14 protein-coding genes and 1 other annotated feature are annotated in these 15,375 nt (G+C 35.4%); of the genes, 10 read left to right on the plus strand and 4 right to left on the minus strand.

The genetic code is table 11. The features are described 5' to 3' along the window. Positions 1-34: 34 nt before the first annotated feature. Together A5819_RS10850 and A5819_RS10855 are read right to left on the minus strand one after the other, a co-directional pair. Positions 35-940 (minus strand): YafY family protein, encoded by a 906-nt coding sequence (locus A5819_RS10850; RefSeq protein ID WP_086278808.1) that lies wholly within the window; start codon positions 938-940, stop codon positions 35-37. Between the two features lie 130 nt (positions 941-1,070). Beyond that, a complete protein-coding gene (locus A5819_RS10855) occupies positions 1,071-1,745 on the minus strand; it encodes a helix-turn-helix transcriptional regulator (RefSeq protein WP_086278809.1) in 675 nt (224 codons plus the stop codon). Positions 1,746-1,816: 71 nt separating this feature from the next. Between A5819_RS10855 and A5819_RS19800 the strand changes: the two genes are divergently transcribed. Then, on the plus strand, positions 1,817-2,422 hold the full coding sequence (locus tag A5819_RS19800; protein ID WP_086278810.1) for a flavin reductase: 606 nt from the start codon (positions 1,817-1,819) through the stop codon (positions 2,420-2,422). A 146-nt stretch (positions 2,423-2,568) separates the two neighbouring features. Then, complete coding sequence (locus tag A5819_RS10865; protein ID WP_086278811.1) at positions 2,569-3,534, plus strand: DUF1002 domain-containing protein; 966 nt, start codon at positions 2,569-2,571, stop codon at positions 3,532-3,534. 86 nt (positions 3,535-3,620) lie between these two features. Here A5819_RS10865 and A5819_RS19805 read toward each other — a convergent pair whose 3' ends face one another. Continuing rightward, positions 3,621-3,923 carry a hypothetical protein gene (locus A5819_RS19805; RefSeq protein ID WP_254907256.1) on the minus strand — a complete coding sequence of 101 codons (303 nt, stop codon included), beginning with the start codon at positions 3,921-3,923 and terminating at the stop codon, positions 3,621-3,623. A gap of 885 nt (positions 3,924-4,808) precedes the next feature. On the opposite strand from A5819_RS19805, the gene A5819_RS10875 reads away from it, so the two are divergent. The 8 genes from A5819_RS10875 (at position 4,809) to tig (ending at position 14,312) form a co-directional block, all read left to right on the plus strand. Beyond that, on the plus strand, positions 4,809-6,362 hold the full coding sequence (locus A5819_RS10875) for a hypothetical protein (RefSeq protein WP_086278812.1): 1,554 nt from the start codon (positions 4,809-4,811) through the stop codon (positions 6,360-6,362). A 406-nt stretch (positions 6,363-6,768) separates the two neighbouring features. Continuing rightward, the gene (locus A5819_RS10880; protein ID WP_086278813.1) at positions 6,769-7,587 is read left to right on the plus strand and encodes a toll/interleukin-1 receptor domain-containing protein; all 819 of its coding nucleotides are present in this window, start codon (positions 6,769-6,771) and stop codon (positions 7,585-7,587) included. 15 nt (positions 7,588-7,602) lie between these two features. Next, positions 7,603-8,952, plus strand: a complete 1,350-nt coding sequence (dgt, locus tag A5819_RS10885; protein WP_086278814.1) for a dGTP triphosphohydrolase — start codon at positions 7,603-7,605, stop codon at positions 8,950-8,952. 73 nt (positions 8,953-9,025) lie between these two features. Beyond that, positions 9,026-9,281: a binding site (T-box leader), on the plus strand. A 64-nt stretch (positions 9,282-9,345) separates the two neighbouring features. Then, positions 9,346-10,461, plus strand: coding sequence for a 5-methyltetrahydropteroyltriglutamate--homocysteine S-methyltransferase (locus A5819_RS10890; RefSeq protein ID WP_086278815.1), 1,116 nt, complete (start codon positions 9,346-9,348; stop codon positions 10,459-10,461). Positions 10,462-10,486: 25 nt separating this feature from the next. Beyond that, on the plus strand, positions 10,487-10,960 hold the full coding sequence (locus A5819_RS10895; RefSeq protein WP_086278816.1) for an S-ribosylhomocysteine lyase: 474 nt from the start codon (positions 10,487-10,489) through the stop codon (positions 10,958-10,960). 34 nt (positions 10,961-10,994) lie between these two features. Next, complete coding sequence (locus tag A5819_RS10900) at positions 10,995-11,861, plus strand: MetQ/NlpA family ABC transporter substrate-binding protein (protein WP_086278817.1); 867 nt, start codon at positions 10,995-10,997, stop codon at positions 11,859-11,861. Next, positions 11,858-12,562: a 5'-methylthioadenosine/adenosylhomocysteine nucleosidase gene (locus A5819_RS10905; RefSeq protein ID WP_086278818.1), complete on the plus strand. Its 705-nt coding sequence runs from the start codon at positions 11,858-11,860 to the stop codon at positions 12,560-12,562. The genes A5819_RS10900 and A5819_RS10905 overlap by 4 nt, the downstream gene beginning before the upstream one ends. 466 nt (positions 12,563-13,028) lie before the next feature. Next, positions 13,029-14,312, plus strand: coding sequence for a trigger factor (gene tig / locus A5819_RS10910; protein WP_086278819.1), 1,284 nt, complete (start codon positions 13,029-13,031; stop codon positions 14,310-14,312). Positions 14,313-14,391: 79 nt separating this feature from the next. On the opposite strand, the gene A5819_RS10915 is transcribed toward tig, so the two are convergent. Continuing rightward, positions 14,392-15,255: an alpha/beta hydrolase gene (locus tag A5819_RS10915; protein WP_086278820.1), complete on the minus strand. Its 864-nt coding sequence runs from the start codon at positions 15,253-15,255 to the stop codon at positions 14,392-14,394. Between the last annotated feature and the right edge of the window lie 120 nt (positions 15,256-15,375).

Raw genomic sequence — 15,375 nt, forward strand, 5'->3', positions numbered from 1 at the left:
AGTAGCATAGATAAGGTGACAGCTGTTTGTCACTTTATAGATCTAAATAATTTTTCTTTATCTCTTCGACCTGAGTCAGTAACTTTTTTTCTACATGTGCTGGTGAGAGGACTTTGACTGAAGCACCTAGAGATAAGAGAAAAGAGTATAACCAATAATCTTCCGGCAATAGTGTATCTACAAGCAAAGAACCGTCTTGGTTGATCTGGATATCCTGCGCATCAAATTCATCATATGCTCTAAAAGCAATCTCCTCTGTGAACAAAAGAGTTAAATGCAATAAAGTAGGGCTATCTTTTTCTTCAATAGCAGGAACTGTGTAGCTACTTCTCGAGAAAGCTTCGTCAAGTATTTCCAAATCAGTAATCCTATTGATTTTATAAGTTCTGTAATCTTGTTTTGAAGTGCAGTAAGCTTGTAGATACCAGGCTTTAGATTTAAAGAGCAGTTTTAATGGATAAACGATTTTTAAACTTGTTGATCCGTAAGAGGTTGCATAGGAAAAAGAAAGGGCTTTTTCTGTAAGCACAGCATTCTTCAAAAGGTCAAATTTTTGGTTGTCGGGATCAGTTTTTCCCCAACGTGAAAAGTCGACTTCGATCCAACTAGTGTCAGTCTTTTTAAAAAGAGTTTGTAGTTTTGATAAAGTCGTTGCAGCATTTAAGTGATGTGTCACAGCTAAGCTTTGAAGAGCAAAGAGAATTTGGTCTTGTTCGTCAGCTGAAATCATCGATTTGTCTAACACATAGTGATCAAGCAGCGAAATCCCGCCGCCTTTTCCTTTAGTTGTGTAGATTGGAATACCAGCGATAGATAATGCTTCTATGTCACGTAAAATCGTCCGTTTAGAGACTTCGAAATGTTTCGCTAACTCCGTTGTTGTGATCTTTTTTCTTTCTAGTAGAAGATAGACGATTTCAAACATTCTATTTAGTTTCATGATATGTCACCTACTTATTTTAAATATACGTAAAAAACTACTACCGTATAGAAAAGAACAAATTTTTAGATTTAAGAAAGGTAGTATTTTGAACAGAAAAGATAGAAATTATACAAAGTTTATTGATGACTTATGAAAACTGCTGAAAAAAATGTTTTCCTGATCGAGTTAAAGTGACACTTCGATTGTCTGAACTCTGATAAATATATTCTTTCCTAATAATCATCTCCAGAAAAGCTTTAGCTAAATTTCCGCTTAAGTGGAACGTTCGCTCAGTCCAGTCTAAACAGGGTTTAGCGAAGGTCCCAGCCCTTTTTTTCACTTCACTAGTGTCTATTTCAATACGATTCAAAAAGAGTATACCTTCATGCGTGAGTTCGACTTGGTTATTTGCTAAGATCAGATAATTTTTTGCAACCAGAAAATCAAAAAATGAGACACCTAAAGCCCCTGCCAGATGGTTGTAACAGGTTCGACCAAATTTCAATTCCTGGTATTCTTTATTTTGATTATAAGAGTTGATTGTCTTGATAGGACTGATCATCATCAAGCTTTCTAGAAGTTCTGCTATCGCAGGATTTATCAGTTGGTAATAAACATGGCGGCCTTGTTTGTAGTAGGTCACCCATTTCAAAGCCTCAAGTTTTTTCAAGTGGTATGAAGCTGTATGGTCTTTTATTTTCACTGCTTGCGCGATTTCATGGACCGTGTGAAATTTTCCATCCATCAGAAGCGTTAAAATTTCTAAGCGTGACTGATCGGCTAATAGTTTTGTTGTCTGCTGTAAATCTGGAAAACCATTCATTTTTTTCTCCTTTGACAGTTCGATACGTATCGAGGTTTATCGTTAGTATACTATATTTAGAGGTGAAAGATATGTTTAAAAAAGTAGAAAAGACAAGTTTTTATTATGGATTTCCAGTTGTGTTGATGACAACGAAAGATTTGGAGACTGCTCGAGACAACATCACACCAATCAGCTCTACTTGGACATTAGGCAAGTCAATTGTTCTAGGGATCGGTTTGCATAATAAGGGATTTTTGAATCTCAAACTTGGAAGTGAAGTGACGCTTAATCTTGCTGATGAAACACTTTGGAAAAATATTGAACAAATTGCGCAAGTTACAGGGACTAAAAAAATTCCAGAGTATAAAAAGCAGGCAGGCTATTCATATTGTGCAGATAAATTTGGTTTAGGGAACTTCACTAAGCTAGCTGGCCAAGAGGTTCAAACAGTGAGAATCAAGGAATGTCCAATTCAAATAGAAGCAACGGTCGCAACTATTTCGCTCAGAGAAGAGTTTGCAATCGTAGAGTTTACGATAAAAGGAATTTTTATTGATGAAAAAATCTTGCATGATGAGCGATACATAAATGTTGATCTGTGGCATCCGCTCATTTATAAATTTAGAGAATATACAACGACAACGCAAGGAATCGGTAAGAATTTTCGGTTCCAAGAATTTGATAGTACTATTTAGAAGGAACTTACAATAATTAGAAATTGGTATAACAAAAACACAAGATATCTCCTAAAATTTTCTTAAAAACGATCCTCCTTAAAGTATATTAAAAAATATTGTTGTATAGTAGTATGCAAGAAATACTTTTATAGGAGGATTTTTTTATGAAACATAAACAAAAAAAACTGGCACTTGCGATGACCTTACTTTTAATTTCTACAGGTGTTTATAGTGGAACGACTGCTTTTGCGACACAACAAAGCTCAACTGATAGCACATCAACTAGTAAATCATCAACAGCAACAAGCAGCTCTGAAGAAGCACTTCAAATCAATGCAGTTGCTTTAGGAAATGCTTTAACTCAAGAACAAAAAGACTATACCTTAAAAGCACTTGGTGCAAAGGGCGAAACGCCAACCTATACAACAAATGGATCAGATTTGATGAGTTTTATCCCTGATGGGGGCTTCACACCAGAATGGGCAGTGTATAGTTCTGTTCGGATGGAAACACAGAAAAAAGGGGCTGGAATCTCTGTAGATATTGCTACACCTAAAAATATCACGAAAATCACAGAAGCCCAGTATCAAAATGCAGCATTGACAGCAGGAATCACAGATGCTAAATTAACTGTTGCATCAGCTGTGCCAATCGATGGGTCAGGTGCTTTAGCAGGTGTTTATAAAATCGTCGAAGAATCTGGTGGGATCATCAATCGAGACCGTGTAGGCGTTGCACAGGACGAAATGGACGTACTCTCTAAGATCACAGAAGAAAATAAAGACAAAGATGGCTATTCCGATGAAGCCTTGAATGCGGCACAAGAACAAGCGAAAAAAGAATTAGCAGCAAAAACGGCTGATGGTAAAAATCTGACGCAAGCAGATATTCAAAAAACAGTTGAAAGTGCTTTGCAAAGTCAAGGGATCAAAGATGTGATGTCATCTGATCAGGTGAAAGAATTAACGACGTTGATGAGCGATATGAAAGACAAAAATATTTTTGAAGATTTTGTAAATCAACTCGATTTGTCTAAAACGAAAGAACAAATTCAAGAGAAATCTAAAGGACTTTGGGAGAATATTAAAGGCTTCTTTAGTGGACTTTGGGATTCGGTTACTGGGAAATAATGTTTCCTTAATATTTTTTATAAAAGATGGATGAGTGAAAACTATTTATTGGTTTCCACTCATCTATTTTAATTATTTTGAAGAAATTAAAAGACTTTAACAGAGCTTTTCAAAACGGTCATTTTCTCTAGTGTGTTCATAGTAAGAAATTGTTTGTTCACTTGTTCAGTAAGTGAATCATAATTATTTTTAAAGAGTTGAAACAATTGAGAACAAGCATAATAATCTTTCACAACCTGCTTCTTATTAATCGGCGTATTTGGATTAGTAAAATACTTCTCCAAAACCGCCAGCGGTTCTTGCCATGATTGCAATCGTTCAACCGTATCTCTAAGATCAATAATATCCTGATAAGGAACAGCTTTAAGACAAAGTGCAGAATTTTTCATAAGTACGTTCTCCTTTTTATTGTTTAGTTAAGCACCAATCAACAATTGAGAAAAAGAAAAAACTATAGAGATTGCCGCCTCTATCGTTGAGATGACTAATAGACTATAGCACGTTTCTTAGCCCAATTTGAAAAAAATTTCAAAAAATGTCTAGAAATTCTTACAAAAATTAGGTACAATAAAGAAGCTAGTGCTACGGTACTAGTAATCAGGCAACTTGGATAGATAGGTCGTAATGTCTATTCCGGGCTTCATTTACTGGGTGGTACCAGTAAGTGAAGTGCCTATTTTTTTATTCTTTTTCTCAAAGTTTATAGGATAGTAACAAAAAAACGACTACAGTTATACCTGCAATCGTTGACAATAGGCACTTCAAAAAATAGTTATTTTTACTCGTTTGTACTTGGAAGGAGAAGATTTGCGGTCTTCTGGTAGACAAAAGAATGTAAAAATAAAAAGTTGACGTACACTATTGGCGATTTGCTTAAGCAGGCCGTACTGTTTAAGCAAAACTTCTCTAGTTTGGTTGGTAGCCAGATCAGGAAGTGCCAATTATTTAGTTTTATCGTTAGGAGAAATTATATCTAATTCACTCATTTCGTGCTAAGTGAATTGTACTATTTCCCGTGTTAATTATTTCTATCCTATGGCTATTAGTATACCGAAAAAAACAACTGTTCGCAATAAAAAATCTAACATTCCTCAATTAAATAACACCCAAAACTCTCTCTCTTATATATAAAGAAAAATAACAAAAAAAATTACACACCTCAAGCAACTTAGCCCAAAATCCCATCGATTTCCTTCCACTATTTTAACCTTGATAATTCCAAAATACTTGCTACAATGAGACTATGGATAAAATGATAAAATAAGGAGAGTATTATGGATCAGGAACTCTTATACATTGAACTATTAGCAGAAATAGAAACAATCAAACAAAAATTAAGAAAAAATGCGAACCGTTCAATGTTACGTTTGTTAGGGATTTTGGGGATCACTATTTTTGTATTCATTGGTTTAACTGCAGTCATCCATTTTCGAATCAACTATTACGGTATGCGCTACCTGCAACTCATAAGAAGTTATCAAGCAATCATTGTAGTTGGGGGGACAATCTGCATTGGTCTTCTTGGATTAATGCTCGCAATTTACATCCGAAAAATTCGAAATCAACAAACTATTGATACATGGCTAAAAAAACAAATAGCACAAATCGTAGACTATGAAACGATCTACAGCGATGAAGAAAATTATTATCTAGCAACAAAACAAGCGCGTATCCCTCAAATAAAACTATCGAAGTCAAACACAATCTGTGTAACAACCTCTTTAGATGATGAACCAATCATGATGGGAACACAGAAAATAGTTGCTGGCTTTGAGCGAATCCAACTATTTATGATTACGGAAACTGAAAAAGAACTTCCATTTTCTTTTAAAAGCCAAATGCCGAACCAAAGTAAAGCGCTTATTTTATTCGTTACTGTGGGATTGGGAGTATTTCTTTTGTCCTTTGCCTATGTAAAAGACCTATATGCACGATTTGATGCGCCACTTGCAGCCGAAGATATCAGTGGAAACGAGGGAGAACAAGCAGATTCAGTTGGGGAAAATAGTTCAGTAGCACCGGTTAAGCAAGGGACAGCTCCCGACTATCAAGTCAGCGAGCAGATGAAATTAGAGTGGAATCAACAAACCGATGAACTATATATGACAACAGATAGCGGACAGAACTGGCAATTTGTGCCACTAAAACCAGCATGGCTACGAGCAGGTAATTATATGCTGACAGGTGGAGAAATTCCGCAAGGTTACTGGATGGATAAAAGCTATTCACTGGCACCTGATTTTTCGTGGTTTATTTTTTCACCAGATGAAACAGCACTATACACACTGCAAACAACCGATGGCGGAGAAAATTGGACGCAAGGGCTAGTAGAAGAACACATGGGACGTTTACGTTATCGCAAAGCAAGTTATTACACACCAGATAGCGGTATTTTAGTTACTTCTGGGGAAACAGATATGTCAGAAGAATCTATTTCAATCTATTCAACGGTAGATCATGGCGAAAATTGGACGAGGATTGGGGGAACTTCTATTAGTCAGCCGATTCAAAATAGTAGTTTTTTATCGCAAATGATGGGCTTTATTGCGACTAGAGAGCAGCTTTACTATACAACAAATGGCGGTTCGTCGTTTAAAGAAGCGATTATAACACTACCAGAAGACTATGAAAAGGGCGGATTAGACCTTTTTCAATCACCAAACGAAATCATTCAAACAGGAACCAACACATTAGAAGCTAAATTTTACTTGTTAAAAACGGGTGATATTGACCGTGGAAAAATGTTTGCTTGCTTATTCCGTTCTACTGATAATGGAGAAACATGGCAATTTGCCAAGGAACTAGCCAAGGTTGAATTAACTGATTAAGTACTTTTTTAGATTAAAAAAATATATTGATTATTTTTATTAATGTTTAACTAGAACGTATTAAAGATATTAATCTGAGATTATACTAATTAATTTGTCGGAAATGTAAAATGTTCTAAAAAGCTAATTTTTAGGTAAAATCTTTTAAGTCATAAAAAGTGAAAATGCTTAAAATGGTATCAGTTAAACGCACTGATACTATTTTTATATTCAAAATAAATCAAATTTTCTAAACATATTAGCCTAATTTAGGTATCAAATATCTCAAATTTGAGGTTATTTCGATTGTATAAAATTTTAAATAATCTATTTGGTTGTTATTTATTCTTATTTATTAAAAATAATTAACTGTTTGGTTATATTTTTGTTATAATAATTGATGAAACTAACTTTGGAGGGATCAGAAATGAGTAGAAAGCTTTTCATCAGTCATAGTTCTTTAGATCGGAAGTATGTGGATCAGTTTGTAGAATTACTGAAAAGATTTGGTTTTCGGGAGAAAGATATTTTCTATAGTTCAAATATTACAACAGGTGTAAAACCAGGCGAATTAATTTTCGATCGCTTAAAATCAGAACTTACAGATAGCCCAGTTGTTCTCTATTTTTTATCTAAAAATTATTATGAGAGTGTTATCTGCTTAAACGAGATGGGGGCTTCTTGGGTAATGACGGATAAACATTATCCAATTGCTTTACCAGATTTTTCACCTGACGAGATTGCAGGTGCAATAAAAAAAGAACGTTTAACTATCTGTCTGAATGAAAAAACCAATGTAAAAGCGATTCATTCTTTATTAAGTTGTCTCTCAAATGATACTGGCGTAACCGCAGATGAAGATGTGGCTATTGATATTAAAGGGAATATTGAGCCTTTTCAAGAAAAACTTCAAAAATTAATTGAGCAAGAAAATTATCTATTTCCTGATGAAGAAGGTTTTTTTGAAGCTGTTTTGGGCGAAGAAAGAAAGTTACCAAGTACTTGGCAAGAAAAATCCTCTTGTTTTAAGCTTTTCAACTTAATTGAGCCAAATTCATTAGGAATTGAAAAATTGCCAAAACAGGATAGTCATTGGTTGTTTTTTTACAGAGAAAAAGGGGAGTTTAAAGAAGGCGATAAAGTACGTTTCCAACTAAATACTCAGTCACCGTTTGAAGAAAAAAAGTTTAAAGATATTGGAAAATGTAAAAATATCTATGTTTCTCACATTGAAAAAACGGACTAAAACGGAGGATAAATCATGTATTGGAAAAGATTGGTTGGTACTTTTAGAATTTCATTAAAGAGTGATAAAGTTTGCCCAAATGATAAATTAGCGCATAAAAACTATTTGTTGGATTTGAGTATGGCTTTTAATAGTGATTATCGTCGAGTGATTAAAAGCGATTCTTTTAGACGCTTGCAGGATAAAACACAAGTTTTTCCATTAGAGAGGAATGACTTTGTTCGGACTCGTTTAACACACAGTTTAGAAGTAGCGATGCATACGAGGGATTTATTAATTGGTATGGTTAGTAGGCTAAATAGAAAAGGAATTATCATTGAGGAATTAGATGAAAGTTACCGTTTGTTAGAAACGGCTGCATTAATTCATGATATTGGAAATCCGCCATTTGGTCATTTTGGTGAAGAAGCTATTCGAATTTGGTTCAGTAAATACGGTAATGACCTTGTTTGTTGGTCAACTTTTTCAGAACAGCAAAAGCAAGATTTTTTAAAATTTGAAGGAAATGCGCAGACGATTCGATTGCTGACAAAGTTGCATAATGACAATGGTTCTTCAGAGACAGGAATGAACTTAACAGCCTCAACATTGGATTCGGTTATTAAATATATTGCTCCTTCAGATCAGGTAGACAAATGTAATTTATTAACAAAAAAGGTTGGCTATTTTTATTCTGAAGAAAAGGTATTTAAGAATATTAAGTTTGTAACTGGAACAACAGGTTGTAGGCATCCACTAGTATTTTTACTCGAAGCAGCCGATGATGTTGCTTATACATTTTCTGATATTGAGGATGCGTATAATTATGGGTTATATAGTTACCGAAAACTTAAATCTTTTATTGATATAAAGACAGGTACGGATAAATTTTTAGTGAAAAAAACTTCGGAAGCAGCAGCGATTCAAGAATTTTTAAGAGACACTCAAAAACTTGTCTACCAAAGTGCTAGTAAAACTTTTGCTGAGAATTATGATGAAATCATGGCTGGAACTTTTCATGGTGAAATTATCAACGAAGAATGTGATGAAGTAAAATGTTTTCATGCACTAAAGGAGTTCTCGTATGAACATGTTTTCCAGACAAAAACGATTCTGGATCAAGAAGTATTAGGATTTAATATTATTAATCGTTTACTAGATGAATTTGTTCCTGTGGTATTGAAATATGATAAAGAACCAATGAATAAGTATGAAGAGCGCTTATTTAATAATCTACCAAGAAGTGCAGATGAATTGTATAGAAGAGAATCGGAAAACTGTTCAGAAGCAGATAAGGATTATTATCGCTTAAAAATGGCAGTTGATTTTATCTGCAATATGACAGATGGCTATGCAAAAAAATTACATGATACCTTATTCAATTAAAATACCTTTGTAAAGTTAATTTTCCCATTTGACATCTAACTAACCATCTGCTATCATAATGAAAAATAAATAAAAAAACACGTAGAAAAAGAAAGTAAAATTCTGTGGAATTTCTAAAAGAGAGCCTTGGTAGCTGAAAAGAGGCGAAAGAAAACGAATTTGAAAATGGCTTTTGAGTGGGCATTTCGAGAAATGATTTTAGAGATGCACGGTTGTTCCCGTTACCAAGAATCCTAATATCAAGCAGTAGCGGCGTATTAGAGTAGAGGCAAAAATCGCTTATTTTTGTAAATTAAGGTGGTACCATGTAAGTTTATTACATCCTTAGAAGAGTCTTTGACTTTTCTAGGGATTTTTTTGTTTTCTATTTAAAAAATGAGGGGGAATTTAGTTATGTGTCAACATTCAGTACAACGGTATGAAATCGTAGGGAGCTTTTTACGTCCAGAATCGTTGAAAAAGGCGCGGGAAGAGTTTGCGTCTGGCGGGATTTCAGGAGATGAATTAAAAGTAGTTGAGGATCAAGCGATTCGGGATTTAGTTGCAAAACAAAAAGAAATCGGGTTGAACGTTATCAGTGATGGGGAATTTCGTCGTAGTTACTGGCATCTTGATTTTTTCTGGGGATTTAAAGGAATCGAGCATAATGTGATGGATCAAGGCTATTTATTTCACGGAGAAGAAACACGAGCAGATTCTGCACGACTAACAGGAAAAATAAGCTTTAATCCAGAACATCCAGTTTTTGAGGAGTACGAGTTTTTAACAGAAATTGCTGATGGGACGCCTGTTCGCCAAAGTATTCCAGCGCCAGCCCAGTTATTAGCGGAATTGGTTCGCAGTTCAAATGAAGAAAAGGTCAATGAATTTTATCCAGATCGGGAACGACTCTATCAAGATATTGCTAAGGCATATCGAGAAACGATTCTAGCTTTGTATGACTTAGGTTGTCGGGATATTAAGTTGGACGATTGCACTTGGGGTATGTTAGTGGATAAGAATTTTTGGACAACGATGACGAATGGGGAGTATGATACCCAGGCGCTACAAGAGTTGTATTTACGGTTAAATAATGCTGGGACTGCTGATTTACCTGAAGATTTGCATGTAACAACACATGTTTGTCGGGGAAACTACCATTCAACTTGGGCAACATCTGGAGGGTATGAGCCTATTGCAGATACATTGTTAGGCAAACAAAATGTCGAGGCCTTTTTCTTAGAGTTTGACGATGAGCGTTCAGGAGATTTTGAGCCATTGCGTTTTGTTCCAGAAGATAAACAAGTGGTTTTAGGCTTAGTTACAAGTAAAGACGGTAAATTAGAAGAGAAGGAAACCTTAGTGAAGCGAATTAAAGAAGCAAGTAAATTTGTCCCATTGGAGCGTTTAAGTTTAAGTCCTCAATGTGGATTTGCGTCGACAGAAGAAGGGAATATTTTGACGGAGGAAGATCAGTGGAAAAAACTATCGTTAGTGATTGATGTAGCGAATGAGGTTTGGGGTAACTAAATAATTTATTGGAAGGATGAGTTTTATGGCAGAGGTGGAAAGTTTTACATTAGATCATAATAAAGTGATTGCGCCATATGTGCGAGTAATTACAACAGAGGTTGGGAAGAAAGGAGACGAAATCACGAATTACGATTTGCGTTTTGCTCAACCAAATCAGGCAGAAATTCCGACGGCAGCGATTCACACGTTAGAGCATTTACTAGCTGATTTATTGCGTGATCGTCTGGCTGGGATTATCGATATTTCTCCTTTTGGCTGTCGTACAGGGTTTCATTTAATTGTTTGGGGCAACTATCCAGTCCAAGAAGTTGGGCAAGCATTAAAAGACACATTGACTCAAATCGTAGCAGAAATTCAATGGTCTGACGTTCAAGGGACGAATGCAAAAAGTTGTGGGAATTATAAAGATCATTCTCTTTTTTCAGCAAAAGAATGGGCTCAATTAGTATTAGATCAAGGAATCAGTACCTCAGCATTTGAGCGAGAAATAATTTAGGGTGAATCATAGTAAGGACTTGAAGGAGGCTGTTATGAAAAAGTGGATAGGATTTAGTATTTTAGCGGCTTTATTTTTGATGACAGGTTGTAATAGTCAAAATAAAAAAGAGACAATCGGAGAAAAGGATCAAACGACAAAAATAATTTTAGGATCAGTAGACAGTGATGCAGATATTTGGCGCTTTATTGCAGAGTCAGATTTAGCTAAGAAAGCTGGTTTAACGATAGAAGTTAAAGAAATCAATGGCGGTCCTCAACTAAATAATGCAACGGTTGAAGAACAAGTAGATGTAAATGCTTTTCAATCGTTAGGCTATTTAAACAGTTTTAATCAAGATAGCGATCAAAAGTTAGTACCAATCGCAACAACTTATATGGAGCCAATGGGCATTTATTCAGATAAATACAAATCTGTTACAGATATCAAAAACGGGGCTATCGTTGCAATCGCAGATAATCCAGCGAATACGGCACGTGGATTACGATTGATGGAAACAGCTGGTTTGATCAAATTAGCCAAGGATTTTGATAATGGAACAGGCACGCCATCGGATATCATTGAAAATCCTAAACAGTTAGAGTTTAAAATGATTGATGATACAACAGGACCAAGGGTGTTGCAAGATGTTGATCTAGCACTGATTAGCAATACAATTGCGTTTGAAGGTGGTTTGAATGTGTTGAAGGATGCTTTGTTTAAAGAAGAAATCGATGAAAATACCCAGCAAAGTATCAATGTTTTAGTAACAAAAGAAGAGCGTCAACAGGATCAAACGTTAAAAAAACTAGCAGCACTTTATCATAGTCAAGCAGTCACAGACTACATCCAAGAGCATTTTGGTGGTACGAAAGTTGATGTTCAAGAAGAGATTGGAAAGTTGTGGGAGGCAGATAAATGAAAATCGTCATAGCAGCAGCGATGGAAGAAGAATTAGAACCATTTCGTGGTTCCTATCGATTACAATCAATAGTTAAACGTGGTAAAACTGTGATCGAGGAGGTTTTAGATCAGCCAAGTTATTCTTTATTTTTAGTAGAAACGGGGATTGGCAAAGCCAATGCAGCAGCTTCAGCAAGTTTGCTTTGCGAAACAATTCAACCAGATGTGATCATTAATACAGGATCGGCAGGTGGCTTTTTAGGTGAGGTTGAAATTGGCGATGTTGTATATGGAACCAAACTTACCTATAGTGATGTGGATGCAACAGGCTTTGAGTATGAGCTTGGACAAGTACCGCAAATGCCAAGTGATTACGTATTAAATCAAAAATGGGTGGAAATTTTTGATTCTCTAGAAAAGCCTAAAGGGTATAGTTTACACAAAGGGTTGATTGTAACTGCTGATTCTTTTATGAGTGAGCCGAACTTTGTGACAAAGGTTAAAGAAGCGTTTCCAGAAGTGAGAGCCTCTGATATGGAAAGTACTGCCATCGCACAGATTGCTAATTTTTATGATATTCCCGTCGTAAATATTCGCGGAATTTCCGACATTGCAGGAATTAAAGCGGCCGAGTCTTTTGACAATCATTTAGATACCGCTGCGCTTCATGCTTTTCAAGAAACAAACCGTTTAATTCAGCTATTGGTGAAAGATAATTAACTGATTAAAAAGATGTTTGAGCTTTAACTGGCTGAACGTCTTTTTTGTTGCCAATGTAAGAAAGCTGTACGAATGATTTGTGCAAGCCAAAAGTAAAGAATTTAACGATTTAAAAGGAAATGGCTATATTTTTGAGTATATTAATATGTTGCCTATTCTGCTTTGTTCGACAAGTAGGAGGTGATTTTCTATGCTAGAATCATTTGTAAAGTAAGTATATCGTTTTTTTGTTCTATTTCAATACTATTATCTTGCTCGGAATTATGATTTTTAATAAGTTTGTACCTTTGCTTACTTGAGCTAAATTAGTAAAATTTTCTAATCTTAAATAAAATCAAAGAAAAAATCTGTGTTATTCGACTTCTTCTCATCTAAAATGTTTACATTTATCCAGTGATAGTGTACTATTTAAAGGTATGCATAACATAAATTCATGTATAAAATTAAGTTATTCGGAGGGAAACAAATGTCTGCGAAATTTGAAAAAAAAGGCACCAATGATGGTGTGTTAACTTTTTCAGTTGATCAAACTCTAATTGAAAAAGGCTTGAAACAAGCATTCGATAAAGTCAAAAAAAATCTTAACGTACCTGGATTCCGTAAAGGGAAAGTGTCACGTCAAGTATTCAACCGTATGTACGGCGAAGAAGCATTGTATGAAGATGCTTTGAACGCAGTATTACCAGAAGTATACGAAGCAGCTGTTAAAGAAGCTGGAATCGATCCTGTTTCTCAACCTAAAATTGATGTTGAAAGCATGAACAAAGGTGAAGATTGGGTCGTAACTGCTGAAGTGACTGTAAAACCTGAAGTAAAATTAGGCGAATACAAAAACTTAACAGTTGACAAACAAGACCGTGAAGTGACAGACGAAGACGTAGATGCACGCATCCAACGTGAATTAGAAGCACAAGCTGAACTAGTAATCAAAGAAGATGAAGCAGCCTTTGATGGCGACACTGTCGTGATCGACTTTGAAGGATTTAAAGACGGCGAAGCTTTTGAAGGCGGAAAAGGCGAAAACTATTCTCTTGAATTAGGTTCAAACTCTTTCATCCCAGGTTTTGAAGAACAATTAGTTGGCAAAAAAGCTGGCGAAGATGTTGAAGTAAAAGTAACTTTCCCAGAAGATTACCAAGCAGAAGATTTAGCTGGTAAAGAAGCTGTTTTCCAAGTGAAAGTTCACGAAGTGAAAGCAAAAGAATTACCAACATTAGATGATGAATTTGCGAAAGACGTTGATGATTCAGTAGAATCATTAGACGAATTAAAAGAAAAATATCGTAACGAATTAACAGAATCTAAAGAAGCTGCTGCAACAGAAGCAAAAGACGAAGCTGCAATCCGTCAAGCTGTTGATAATGCTGAAATCGTTGATCTTCCACATGTAATGGTACATGACGAAGTTCACCGTTCAATGGATGAATTCTTAAACAACATGCAACGTCAAGGAATCGCTCCAGATATGTACTATCAATTAACTGGAACAACAGAAGCTGACTTGCACAAACAATTTGAAGCAGAAGCAGAAGTTCGCACGAAAACAAACCTTGTAATCGAAGCGATCGCTAAAGCAGAAGATATCGAAGTATCTCAAGAAGATATGGATAAAGAAATCAATGAATTAGCAGAACAATACAACATGCCGATTGATCAAGTGAAAAAAGTCTTAACAGAAGACATGTTAAAACACGACATCCGCATGAAACGTGCAGTAGAAGTGATTACTGAAACTGCAACTGAAAAATAAAAAGTAATTTTAAAAGACATTCCTGAGTAATTGGGAATGTCTTTTTTACTATATTTAGAAAAGAATACTTATGTTAAAATCAAATAGTATTTATTGTTTTATCAAGCCATTCAATCAGGTTTTGGTAAACTTGAAGCCCTTCAGGTTTTGTGATATCGCCATCAAAATCATGAGGTAAATGTTCAATTTCCTCATAAGTAACATTAACTAACTTAGTGCGGGCAATACGCGATGTTTCCACAGGGACATCTTGATCAGCTGAGCTGTGAGCTAGAAATGCAGGTGGAAGTTTAGCAAGCTCTGTATCTGTTAAACTAAAGGTCTCTTTTTCACTAGGAGAGTTCACAAGATAACTTAGCCAATTACCAAATTGTCGACCAGACAAATAAAGTGAAAAACGTTCATTAATAGAAACTTCTGTGATTGGTTTAGGATATATTAGTGCTTGTGCAGTTAAAGGAGCAATCTTAGGAAACTGATTATAATAGCTACTTGGCTGACTGAAAGCTGAATTTGTTAAATCATAATAACCATAAAAACTAATCAAACCTTTTTGTTCTGGTTGCGGATAACGAGCAGATAATAAATAAGTAAGAAAAGCACCAGCAGACCGTCCAAATAAGAAATAAGTCGAATCTTTCAACCCTAACGTTGTTTGATAATTTTGCAAGAACCAATCAATAGCTTCTTTTAAACAAGTAACAATAGTAGGAAGCTTGACCTCAGGGGCTAATGGATAGTCAACAGTCAACAAGTTGTAACCACTCTCAACTAAAAGCTCGCAGTAAATTTCTGGCAAATCATCTCTAGTGCCATATAAAAGTCCACCACCATGAAAGTAGAGGAGTGTGGCTTTAGCTGAAAAGTCATTTGGGTTTGAGTAAAAGGTCATAGATAAATCTAAATCTTCTAGTGTGCTGTAAAGAAATGTTTGTTTTCTCATTAATGGTCCTCCTAAATTAAAAGCGTAGCGGGCTCGTCCAGCTCTGACAGGAAAATAGAAAAAATCGATTGTGGTGCTTTTCGCCACAAACTATTTTTATCTTTTTCCCGAAGAGTTAGC

It is taken from the genome of Enterococcus sp. 7E2_DIV0204, assembly GCF_002140855.1.
Taxonomy (GTDB): Bacteria; Bacillota; Bacilli; order Lactobacillales; family Enterococcaceae; genus Enterococcus_L; species Enterococcus_L lemimoniae.